General features: G+C 59.8%; 8 protein-coding genes. 1 reads left to right on the plus strand and 7 read right to left on the minus strand.

Annotated elements, in window-relative coordinates:
- The first annotated feature begins 111 nt into the window (after positions 1-111).
- Complete coding sequence (locus REA38_RS03200; RefSeq protein ID WP_033637868.1) at positions 112-1302, plus strand: amino acid aminotransferase; 1191 nt, start codon at positions 112-114, stop codon at positions 1300-1302.
- Between the two features lie 76 nt (positions 1303-1378).
- On the opposite strand, the gene REA38_RS03205 is transcribed toward REA38_RS03200, so the two are convergent.
- The 7 genes from REA38_RS03205 to cmoM all read right to left on the minus strand — a co-directional run bounded on the left by REA38_RS03205 (position 1379) and on the right by cmoM (position 12107).
- A complete protein-coding gene (locus REA38_RS03205; RefSeq protein ID WP_033646596.1) occupies positions 1379-2026 on the minus strand; it encodes an MBL fold metallo-hydrolase in 648 nt (215 codons plus the stop codon).
- A gap of 64 nt (positions 2027-2090) precedes the next feature.
- Complete coding sequence (locus REA38_RS03210; protein ID WP_033637866.1) at positions 2091-2639, minus strand: YcbK family protein; 549 nt, start codon at positions 2637-2639, stop codon at positions 2091-2093.
- A gap of 180 nt (positions 2640-2819) precedes the next feature.
- Entirely contained in the window at positions 2820-4628 is a 1809-nt protein-coding gene (gene ldtD, locus REA38_RS03215) for a L,D-transpeptidase (RefSeq protein WP_049233767.1), read from the minus strand.
- A 220-nt stretch (positions 4629-4848) separates the two neighbouring features.
- The gene (gene mukB, locus REA38_RS03220; RefSeq protein ID WP_060419715.1) at positions 4849-9297 is read right to left on the minus strand and encodes a chromosome partition protein MukB; all 4449 of its coding nucleotides are present in this window, start codon (positions 9295-9297) and stop codon (positions 4849-4851) included.
- Complete coding sequence (mukE, locus tag REA38_RS03225; protein ID WP_033637863.1) at positions 9294-10022, minus strand: chromosome partition protein MukE; 729 nt, start codon at positions 10020-10022, stop codon at positions 9294-9296. Before mukE ends, mukB begins: the two co-directional genes overlap by 4 nt.
- The gene (mukF, locus tag REA38_RS03230) at positions 10003-11325 is read right to left on the minus strand and encodes a chromosome partition protein MukF (RefSeq protein WP_004928228.1); all 1323 of its coding nucleotides are present in this window, start codon (positions 11323-11325) and stop codon (positions 10003-10005) included. Before mukF ends, mukE begins: the two co-directional genes overlap by 20 nt.
- Positions 11322-12107, minus strand: a complete 786-nt coding sequence (gene cmoM / locus REA38_RS03235) for a tRNA uridine 5-oxyacetic acid(34) methyltransferase CmoM (RefSeq protein ID WP_033646604.1) — start codon at positions 12105-12107, stop codon at positions 11322-11324. The genes mukF and cmoM overlap by 4 nt, the downstream gene beginning before the upstream one ends.
- Positions 12108-12229: the final 122 nt, after the last annotated feature.

Here is a 12229-nt window from a genome sequence, read left to right on the forward strand (position 1 = left end):
TTCCCGTTCACAAGATCGCGGTGTTTTTATCGCAAACGGTTGGCAAAGCCGATAACTGGCGCTACCCTGATGCTTCTGTCTGCTTAACTCCGAGATTTGGAAGCACCTGACATGTTTGAAAAAATCACCGCCGCACCCGCCGACCCGATCCTGGGCCTGACCGACATTTTCCGCGCCGACGCCCGCCCGAATAAAATCAATTTAGGGATTGGCGTTTATAAAGACGAAACTGGCAAAACGCCAGTGCTGACCAGCGTAAAAAAAGCTGAACAGTATCTGCTGGAAAACGAGACCACCAAAAACTATCTCGGCATTGAAGGCATCCCGGCGTTCGCCAGCTGCACGCAAGAGCTGCTGTTCGGCAAAGAGAGCCCGATCGTTACCGCGCGGCGCGCGCGTACCGCACAGACGCCCGGCGGCACCGGCGGCCTGCGCGTGGCGGCAGACTTTATCGCCAACCAGACCAGCGCCAAGCGCATCTGGATCAGCAACCCAAGCTGGCCAAACCACAAGAACGTCTTTAGCGCCGTGGGCCTGGAAGTGCTGGAGTACGCCTACTACGACGCCGCCAACCACGCGTTGGACTTTGACGGCCTGCTGAACAGCCTGAAACAGGCACAGGCCGGTGATGTGGTGCTGTTCCACGGCTGCTGCCATAACCCGACCGGTATCGATCCAACGGCGGAACAGTGGGCACAGCTGGCTGAGCTTTCCGTCGCCAATGGCTGGCTGCCGCTGTTCGATTTCGCCTACCAGGGCTTCGCCAACGGTCTGGAAGAAGATGCGCAGGGCCTGCGTATTTTCGCCGCCAAACATCAAGAGCTGATCGTTGCCAGCTCCTACTCGAAAAACTTCGGCCTGTACAATGAGCGCGTCGGCGCTTGCACCATTGTGGCTGCCGATGCCGAAACCGCCGATCGCGCCTTCAGCCAGGTGAAAGCGGCCATTCGCGCCAACTACTCCAACCCGCCGTCACACGGCGCGGCGGTTGTCGCCACCATTCTGGGCAACGATGCGCTGCGCGCGATGTGGGAGCAGGAGCTGACCGACATGCGCCAGCGTATTCACCGTATGCGTCAGCTGTTCGTGAACACCCTGCAGGAGAAAGGCGCGCAGCAGGACTTCAGCTTCATCATCCAACAGAACGGCATGTTCTCGTTCAGCGGCCTGACCAAAGAACAGGTGCTGCGTCTGCGCGAAGAGTTCGGCGTCTACGCCGTGAACTCGGGCCGGGTAAACGTGGCCGGCATGACGCCGGACAACATGGCGCCGCTGTGTGAAGCCATCGTCGCCGTGCTCTAAAGGCATCGACGCAGGTCATAAATCGTAAAAAAGGGCGCTCTATGCGCCCTTGATTATTTCTGCCGGGAAATAATCGTTACCACACCGCCGGCTCTTCGCGCAGGAACGGGTTGGTCTGGCGCTCGTGGCCGAAGGTCGACATCGGGCCGTGACCGGGAATAAAGCGCATGTCGTCGCCCAACGGCAGCAGTTTGGTGCGAATAGAGGCGATCAGCGCCTGATGGTCACCGCGCGGGAAGTCGCTGCGCCCCACGCCGCCGTTAAACAGCACGTCGCCCACCAGCGCCAAACGCGCCTGCTCATTGATAAAGACGATGTGGCCCGGCGTGTGCCCAGGGCAATGCAACACCTTGAGCGTCATCTCGCCCACCTGCATCTCATCGCCTTCCGACAGCCAGCGGGTCGGCGTCAGTGGCGCGCACTCTTCCAGCCCAAACATCCGGCTCTGCGCCGGCAAACCGTCCAGCCAAAACGCGTCTTCTTTATCCGGGCCATAGATTGGCACCTGATAATGGTCCGCCAGCTCCGCCGCCGCGCCGACATGATCCAAATGGCCGTGCGTCAGCAAAATCTGGGTGACCGTCACCCCCTGCCGCGCGACTTCCGCTTTGATTTTTTCCGCTTCACCGCCGGGATCGACCAACGCCGCCTGCTGCGTGTTTTCACACCAAATCAGACTGCAGTTCTGGCTAAAGGCGGTAACGGGAATAAGATGGTATTTCATAAGGCTCCAACGACAATAACGCCGCTTCCGCAAGGGGCGGCGTTATTCACTGACGGCACAGCGATTACCAGGTCCGAACCGGGCCGGTATCGATGTGTACGAAGTTGCTACGTGGGTAATATCCTACACCACCGGCGCGCATTTTTAACGCCGCTTTGCGGATATTGCTCAATTGGATACCTTCAATGTGGAAATCCATCGCCTGGCCTTTGGTGTGGTAGCTGTGCTTGGCCACGCCGCGGCTATGCGCACGCAGTTCGTTGTTGGTGTCTACGGAACGGTATCCGGAGATCAGCTGCACCGGCTTGCTGGTGCCCAGCAGCCCCTGCAGACGATAGAGGTGATCAAACAAGCGGGGATCGATCGATTTAACCTTGTTGGCGCGATAATCGCGGAACAGATGATTTAGCCGCACCAATTCTTCTTTATTGTAACCTTTGCCGTCAAAGAACTCGGCTTTAATAGATTCACCGGTATTCAGGTTATTCAACACTAAAATACGCGGTCGAGCGGTGGAAATACTGGCAAACGCTTGCCCTGGAAGCAGCGCTATGCCCATAGCGGCGCCACCTAGCGCCAGCCATTTACGGCGGTGATGATCAATTTTGTCCATGACTCTGTTAAACCCGGCAAGAATGTCAAAATAAATGCACAAAGCAGCGCACTGTCCGAACCATAACCGCCTGCGTATGCTGAGTCAACCCGCGATACGCCTAGGTTTACAGGCCCCCGGCTACGAGGGCCTGCGGTATAGCCAAACATTCTGACCGTTATTTATTTATAATTACTGCATTTACTGCATTAATTTTTTGGCCTGAGCCAAAATTTGTGCGCCCGATCGCACCGTATTATCATAATTGTAAATATCTGTACGGAATTGCGGTTGGCCGTCATCCGAAACCCAGGCGGTCAGATAATACAGTTTTACGGGAATACGCTGGCGAATATTCACATAAGTGGTATTCCCTTCTTTCAGCGTGGAAGACACGCGGCTGTTGTTCCAGCCGGCGTCCTGCAGCAGCATATTCGCCAAATCGGAAGCCTTGTTCACCCGCACGCAGCCGGAGCTGAGCGCGCGGATATCTTTCTGGAACAGGCTGTGGTTCGGGGTATCGTGCAGGTAGATAGCGTCCGAGCTCGGCATATTGAACTTGAAGCGCCCCAGCGAGTTGGTCGCGCCCGGCGCCTGACGCACGCGATACGGGAAGTTGCGCGCAGAGACCATGCTCCAGTCGATCATCGCCGGGTTGATCACTTCCGCATCGTTGCTCCAGCCCGACAGCACGGTATAGCCGTGTTTCTGGAAGTAGTTACCGTCACGCATCGCCTTCGGCACGATGTCCTCACGCACCAGGGTAGTCGGCACGTTCCACGGCGGGTTGACCACCACGTTGTTCAACGCGCTGCTCATCAGCGGCGTCTTGCGGCTCGGCCGCCCGACGATAACGCGGGAAGACAGCACCTCATTGCCGTTCTGGTAGTAGGTCAGCGAGTAGTTGGGAATGTTCACCATGATGCCGGTGCCGACATGCCCCGGCAGGATCCGCAGGCGCTGGATATTCAGCGCCAGCAGCGCGGCGCGGGTTTTCGGTGACACGTTGAGCCACTCGCGGGTGCGCACGCCGATCACGCCATCCGCCGTCAGCCCTTGCCATTTCTGGAAGCGCTTGACGCCCTCCACCAGTTCGTCGGTATAGAGGTTATCGCTCACCACGCTGCCAATCTGCGGCGGCGTCTGTTCCGCGGTCAGCTCCGTCACCGGCGCTGCCGATGGGCTGACCGTCACGCGGCTTTTCTCTTCGTCTACCGTCAGCCCGCCGTCGTCGGGCTCATTGATCTTCGCCGAAACCACCGCCGGTTCCGGCTCCGCTTCCGGCGCCGCGGCGGCGAGCATACCGGTGCGCGTCAGGATCTCACGCAGCGCCGGAATATCATTGCTCATTTGGCCTGGACGCAGGCTCGGGCCGCTGCCCACCTGCGGCCAGGGACGATTATCCGCCAGCATGTCGCGCAGCGCCTGATGCATCTTGGCGTATTGCGGATGCTGCGGCGCGAGCGAATTCACGTAGCTCAGAGTACGCGCCTGGCGCACCGCCAGCTGCCATTGGTTGATCACCGCGGTGGGCGGCAAGCCAAGCTTGTAGGGAATATTGCTGTACAGCCAGTTGTTGCCGTTGGCACCGATGGCGGAGACGAACTGCAAATAGCCCAGCATCGCATCGGACAGCACCGCATCGCGGCCCGCTTCACTGAGCGCCGGATCGGTCAACATCTTCACCCATTGGGTGAACTGCGGCTGCACGCCAGACATCGCCAGCTCGGCCAGCTGCTGCTGAAATTGCTGAACGGCTTCGCGATCCTGCCACATCGGCTGCATGTGATTCGCCGCATACAGCGGCGCCAGCGTGGACAGGTAGTGCAAATCCATGCCGCGCGGCAACGCGGCCAGCAGTTCAGAACGGCTCTGCGCAACGGACATGCCTGCTGATGCCACCGGCAACGCCGGGACGGTGGCCGATGCGGAAAACGACGACACAAGACTACAGGCGATAGCGCCACTCAGCGCCAAACGTCGTAGAGAGTTTCCCTTTTTAAGCAACATCCCTTGCCCCCTGTATGCTCACAAAAAAAACGTCAAAAACTGCATATAGTTTCAGTATACAAACAGAAAGGCCGTTTCGCCCTGCGGGCGCCGAATAACTGTTTATGTGATTAAACTAACCGCTTTTCAACGGATAAAAAAGCAGGACTATCATCCACGCGCACAAAAAAATAGCCACCCTGCGGCGGCTATTTTCGGATTTTTAGGGCGTTTTTCTGCGTTACGGCGTTTCAACCGGCGCAGCACCCAGCGCCGGCGGCTCGCCGGCGAAACCGCGCAGCCCCACCACGTGCACATGCTCGTGGTTCTGGAACACCTTACGCACCAGTTTATAGGTGGTGCCCTTCTCCGGGCTGATGTTTTCCGGCGCCGCGATGATCAGCTGCATCTCCAGACGGTCGCACAGCTCGAACAGCGTAGCGATCGACTTGGCATCCAGACGCGCCGCTTCATCGAGGAACAGCAGGCGGCACGGCGAGATGTCTTTGCCGCGCAGGCGACGGGACTCTTCTTCCCAGCTCTGCACCACCATCACCAGGATTGACATCCCGGTACCGATGGCTTCACCGGTAGACAACGCGCCGCTTTCCGCACGCAGCCAGCCGTCGGAGCCACGGTATACCTCCACTTCCATCTCCAGGTAGTTGCGGTAGTCCAGCAACTCCTCGCCGATGGTCTGTGGCGTGCGCTGCCCCATGTCGATCTGCGGATTCAGGCGCTGATACAGTTTGGCCAACGCTTCGGAGAAGGTCAGGCGGTTACTGTTGAACAGATCCTGATGCTGTTCCTGCTGCTCGGAGAGCACGTCCAGCAGAGTGGCGTGCGCTTCGCGCACATTGACGTTCAGCCGCACGCTCTTCACCTGGCCGAAGGCAACGGCCTGCAGCCCCTGGTTCAGCATGCGAATGCGGTTCTGTTCGCGCTGAATGGTTTTGCGAATGATGTTGGCCACGCTTTTCGAACTGATCGCCAGCTTCTGCTCGCGCGCGGTCAGCTCTTCGGTCAGACGGCCCAGCTCGATTTCCATCTGTTCGATGGCCTCGACCGGATCGTCGGTGCGGATGATGTCCTGACGGATGCGCTCGCGCAGGTGCTGGTACACCGCGATATAGAACTGAATCTTACGCTCCGGCCGCTTCGGATCTTCCGACAGGCGCAGCACGTCGCGCAGGTGTTCATTATCCGCCACCGCCAGACGCAGCGCGCCGAGCGCCTTATCCGACATCGAGCGCAGCTCGTCGCCATCCATATACGCCAGCTCGCGGCGGTGCAGGCGGCGTTCCACGCCGTTGTCTTTCACCAGGCGCATCACCGCGCACCAGCCCGCCTTGGCGGTCACCACCTGCTCGCGCAACTGATGATAATCGCGTTCCAGCTTGCGCAGCTTCTTCTGCAGGCCGTCCATTTCGGCTTCGCAGAAGGTTAGCTGTTTCTCCAGCTGATTGCGGCGAGCGCGGTTGTTGCTCAGCGCCGCATGCAGTTCGTCGCGACGCGCGCGGGCGCGCGCTTCGGCATTGGCGTCGGCCTGCACGCCGATGTCCACCAGCTCCTGGCTCAGCTCTTTCAGCATGTCGCGCTTGGCGTCGTACGAGCTTTTCAGCGAAGCCAGCACCTGACTGTACTGGGTGAACTGGGTTTGATACTGGCGCAGTTGCTCACGGGCGCGGGCGCGTTCGGCTTCCGCCTGCTCCAGACGCTGGCGCAGCTTGTCGTTGAGATCGTTGTTGGCGTTCTGCATGCCGGCAGAATCGGTGTAGCTGAAGTGCGCGCGACGCTGCACCACCTCGGTCAGCGCGAACGCCTGCTGTTTCGCCTGACGCTGCACGCTTTGCGCCTGCGCGTAATCCTGCTGCAGCTGTTCATGCTGCTGCGGATCGCTCTGCAGCACCGACAGCAGCGGCTCCAGCTTGGCCAGCGACACGCCGTGCTGCTGAATATGACGCGCGGCGTCCTGCGCTTCTTCCAGCTCTTCGCGCATCTCGTCGACGCGGTCCTGCAACGTTTCATCGTTCAGCAACGACACCAGCGGCATCAGGCGGTTGAGCGCGGAAATACCCTCTTTGGCCTGATCGTACTGCTGACGCTGCTGCTGGTTCTGCGCTTCGTGATTGTTCAGCGCGCGTTCGATTTCGCCACGGCGGGCGTTCAGGCCGCGGATCTCCGCTTCCGGGTCGGCGTCGAACGCCACCGCCAGATGGGTGCCGATAAAGCGGCTGAAAGCCTGGTGCGAGCGCTGGGTTTTCTGCACGTCGAACGACAGCGTGGCATAGCGCTCCGCCAGCGTTTCACGCTCGGCATGCAGCACTTCCAGGCGGTTTTCGCGCGCCGCGCGGCCGAACAACGGCACTTCCGGGTAGCGGGAGTAACGCCACTGGCGATCGGCGATTTTCACCACCACCGCTTTTTCCTGCTCTTCGACGGCGAATACGCTGTCATCGAACGACTGCGGATCCCCTTCGATCAGGTAAAGATCTTCCGGGCAATCTTCCAGCCCTTCCAGCATCTCGCGCACCAGCGACAGATCCGGCACCACGATGGCGTGGCGCGAAGGGCCGTACAGCGCCGAGAAGTAAGGCGCGTCGTCGATGGTGACGTCATCGTAGATTTCCGACAGCAACACGCCGCCGAAACGTTCGGCCAGCGTGACCAGGCGTTGATCTTCCGCGCCGCCCGGCTGGCTGAGACGTTCGATCTGCGCTTCCACTTCACGTTTGCGGGCCGCCACTTCGTCGCGCTCGACGGTGGTTTCACGCTCGCGCTCCAGCAGCTGCTGCATGTATTCGGTCACCTGCTGGCTGTTTTCCAGCGGCTCTCCGCTCTGATCGCTGAGCTGGCTCAGAGCGTCCTGCGCCGCCAGCCACACCGGCGCGCGCGCCGTCAGCTCACGGATGCGCTGCTGGATCTGCTCCAGCTCCTGGCGCATCTCCATGCGGCGTTCGCCGGCTTCGCTGACGTTCTGCGACAGCGCTTCCAGGCGCTCTTCCAGCTCCTGCTGCAGCATGTCGAGATCGTCCGGCTGGTACTCTTGGCCATGGCGTTTGCAAAACTCTTGCAGCAGGCGCTCGGCGTCCTGCTGCGAGCGCAGGCGCTGTTCCAGTTCGCTCAGGCGCAGGCGCAGCGGCTGAACGCGCTCGGCGAGGTGCTGCTGCGAAGGCCAGTCGCGCAGCAATTCGCGCGCGCACTGCCAGGCTTCGCTGCGGCTGACCTGGCCGGCGATTTTACCCACCAGCTGATAGGCCTGTTCGAACTGGCCGTGCGCGGCGTCGGCCACGCTCAGCTTCTGTTCCAGCATCAGCAGCGCTTCGGTCGCCTCCTGCTCGCGGGCCTGGAAGGTATCCAGCCACTGTTCGGCGTTATCGGCGGTCAGATCCGGCAGTTGGCACAGCGCGCGTGCGCGCTCCAGCGCCTGCAGCGCCTGCTGATACTGAATGGCGCGGGTCTGCTGCACGTCGAGCGCCTGCTGGTAGTCGGCCAGCTGGCTCTTCAGCTCATCCACTTCCAGCTCGGCCGCTTCGGCGCGCGCTTCATTTTCGGCCTGTTGCTCGCTCGCCTCGGCCACCACTTCGTTCTGCTCTTCCAGACGGTAGGTCAGCTCTTCCAGATCGGCTTCATAGCGTTCGATCTTCTCCTGCTGACGCATCGCCGTCTGCACCAGATTCAGGTGGTCGCTGGCGGCCTGGTAATCGGTTTCCAGATCGGATTCGGCACCGCTCTGTTCGCTCAGCTCGCGCGCCATTTCCACATGGCGATACTGTTCGGCGGCCAGTTGCTTGCGGCTGCCCAACAGATCGCTGCGCAGCGCCAGCGCGCCGTCCAGATGGATGCGGCGTTCGTTGGCGTGACGCATATAGTCCGCCGCCACATAGGAGGTAGCCTCGGAGATCAAATGCTTGAACAGATCGCGATCCGACTGGGTGACGCGGATCGCTTCCAGCGTCATGCGGTTTTCGCGCAGCGCCGCTTCCATATCCTGGAACGCCTTGCGCACGCCGCTGTTTTCCGGCAGCAGGTAATCGCGCAGCGAGCGAGTGATAGCGCTGGAAATACCGCCGTACAGCGACGCTTCAATCAGACGGTAGAATTTGCTGCGATCGGCGGACGAACGCAGGCGTTTCGGGATCACGCCCAGATCGAACATCAGCGAGTGGTAATCGGTGATGGAGTTGAACTGCTTGAACTGCACGCCCTCCATCTCTTCCACGCGATCCTTCAGTTCCTGCAGCGACAGCACGCGCGCCTGGCGCTCACCCACGGTCTGGGTCAGCAGCTCGGTCGGCTGCACCGCGGTCGGCAGGCCCTGAATGGTGAATGGTTTGATGTCGACCTTGCGATCGCGCCCCGCTACCTGCTGCAGACGCACGCCGACCACCACGCGCTGGTGGCGCGAGTTGACGACGTCGAGGGTGGAGTAGCACACGCCGGCGCGCAGCTTGCCGTGCAGGCCTTTATCGCGCGAACCGCTGGTGGCGCCCGCTTCGGTGGTGTTACGAAAGTGCAGCAGCGTCAGATCGGGGATCAGTGCGGTGACGAAAGCCGCCATGGTGGTGGATTTCCCTGCCCCGTTACCGCCAGACAGCGTGGTCACCAGCTCATCCAGATCAAAGGTGCGGGCAAAGAAGCCGTTCCAGTTAACCAGCGTCAGCGAGCGAAATTTACCGCGTTCAATCATTCCTGTTCATCCTCTGCACCGTCAGGAGCGTTATCAACCTGCTGATCCTCAGCCTCATTCTCATCGTTCAGCGACAGGCTGGTTTCAACCGGCATCGCCTCGCCGTCGCGAATCATGCGCAGCTGCGCTTCACGCGGATCGTCGCCGCTGCGCACGTCGGCGCCGAAGCGGAACACCGCCTCGGTAATGCGGAACTTGCTGCTGTCATTGCCCATGAAGTAGACCATGCCAAGGCGGCGCAGGCGGTTCAGCGAGGTGCGCACCTTTTCGTGCAGCTTCTGCCGATCGAGATCCGAACCGGTGGAGCGCTGATTAACGAACTTCAGCAGCTTGTTCTCATCGGCCAGGCTCAGCAGCTCGTCGTACAGCTCCTGATGGCTGAAAATGCCTTCGTGCGCCAGGCGCTCGGGGCTGAGGTACAGGTAGCACAAGATCTTACCCACCATCATATCCAGCTCGGACAGCACCGAGCGCGGGATCAGCGTGGTAGAGCGCGGGCGCAAATAGAAGAAACCTTCCGGCGCCCGAATCAGCTCGACGCTGTAACGGGTGTAAAATTCTTCCAGCTCATCCTGGAAATCCATTAAAAAGGCATGGTTGTCCAGCTCATCGATACCGATGTGACGACCCGCGCGCAGTTGGCTGTCCAGCGCCGGGAACAGCGAGTTGGACAGTGCCTTGGCCAGCTTGACTGGCATTACTTGTTCAATATTTGTCGATGACATGGGCCTGGACCTTGGCTCCGTAATCATTGATTGCCTGCCATTCCGCCGGCAACCCTGAGAAATCTGCTTCAGCCACACCGAGGCGCACTGCCTGGTCGACCACTAAACGTGCCACGTCGAAATGACGCGCACGCGGATATTGCGCCAGATAATCGCGCATCACCGCTGCAAGGTTGAGCGGCATCTGCTGTTCCTGATACACCTTCAGCGCCTCTTCGATCATCGCCGCCAGCTGTTCGCGAATTTCGCTGAACTCTTCGAACTCCAGATCCGGCGGCAGTTCCCCGGTCACTTCCTCGCTGCGCAGCGCCAGTTCTTCGTCGCGCATATCCAGCAGACGATCGGCATTGGCATGGGTCAGCGCCCACGGGTGGTCGAAATAGGTTTGCACCGACTGGCGCAGGCGTTGGGCGAACACGCGGTTTTTATCCATATCGATAGCGGTACGGATAAATTTATGCACGTGGCGATCGTAGCCGATCCACAGGTCAATCGCCTGCTGGCCCCAGCTGATGATGCGATCCAGCTTGCTTTGCAGATCGAACACCAGCTTGTCGACGAAGCCCAGCTCCACGTTGCCGAGGGTGGCGTCCTGGATGCGCAGCAGGTTGGCCTGCAGCTTGTCGCCCGCCGCATCCAGCGTATCCTGCAGCTCGCGCAGGGTGCCCGAGGTTTCCGACAGCAGCATTTCACAACTGGAGATCGCCGCCCGCCAGTCTTTGCTCAGCAGCGCCGCGATGTCGTTTTTCACGCTCTGCTGCTGCTCGTCCATCACGCGTTGGGTCATGTCGATGCTGTCGAAGATTTCCGCCACCGAATATTTCAATGGCGCGAACACGTTGCGGTGCCAATGGAAATCGTCGCCGCCCTCGTCGGCGGCGTCGGCGGCGCGCTTGAGCTCCTGCGCCACGATCGACAGCTGCATCGACAGACGCAGCGTGGAGAATTCGCGTTGGCGAATATAGTAATCGGTAATGCCGATGCCCAGCGGCGTGAGGCGGTAAATCGCGTTACCGTCCGCCAGTTCGCTGGTAAAGCGGTTCAACAGGCGCTGGCGCACCATGTCGTTGATCGCATTGTTGGCGCGCATCGCCACCGTTTCATGCGTCTGTTCAAAACCCTTGCTGACATGGCGAAATGCATCAACCAGCTCACCTTCGCTCATCTCGCCGTCCAGCCGTTCGCCGTTCAGGGTGGCGATGGCGAGCAAAAATGCGAGACGCTCAGTAGGGAGCGAAATAGAGAAATCATTTTTCCGTGCCCAGGCGACCAGTTCGGGTACTGTCTGGGAAAATTCACTCATAGTTCGTCCTTCAGGTTTGGTTTATGCGCCATGACGTGAATATAGCGCCCCAAACTCACGTACGGCTCCTGCCGGCAATAGTGCTGTTCAAGCGCCAGTAACTCTTCAAATTTTTGTGTTTGCAGCTGTCTGCTCTGCAGATAGTCGTGGAACACCCGCACCCCGGTTTTGCCGCTGATGCGCATGCCCAGCTGTTCCAGCCAACCGTAGACCAATAGCGGATCGTGCGGATATTGCGGCGACAGCGAACGCTTGCGGCGCCGCCTGACCTCGGGATCCACCAGTTGGAAATTACCCAACACCACGTTGCGCATCAAGAGGCCGTTGGCGTTGAAGAACATCAGCGACAGCGCACCGCCCGGCGTCAGGCAGTCATACAACGCCCGCAGCGCCGCTTCGGGCTCGGCGATCCATTCAAGCACTGCATGAAACAATATCAGATCAACCGGCTGTTCCAAATGTTGAGCGATATCCTGCGCAGAACTTTGTACGAATTGCATGTTCTGGCTCACACCTTTCTGCTCCGCCAGCTGCGCGGCGCGCTGGATCATCTCACCAGAAAGATCGCACAACAACACCTGATGTCCTAATTCTGCCAACTGGCAGGCCATATGGCCTTCACCGCCCCCGGCGTCGAGGATGCGCAGCGGCCGCTGCGGCAACTGTGCCAGCAGCCCGGTCAGATCCTGCCAAACCACCGCCTGGCGGATTTTTCCTTTAGTGGTGCCGTAAATATTACGCGCAAATTTTTCAGCAATATCGTCAAAATTGCGATCCTGCATGGACAACGGCTCCGCTGATCTCATTCTTGTCGGCGGCAAAGCGCACGCCCATTCAAACCTGCTATTTTGGCACAGACTGGCTTAGAATGTATCTTCTTGCGGCTCGTTTATGCCTGGATGCC

It is taken from the genome of Serratia sp. MF1(2023) (assembly GCF_030954545.1).
Classification (GTDB): domain Bacteria; phylum Pseudomonadota; class Gammaproteobacteria; order Enterobacterales; family Enterobacteriaceae; genus Serratia; species Serratia sarumanii.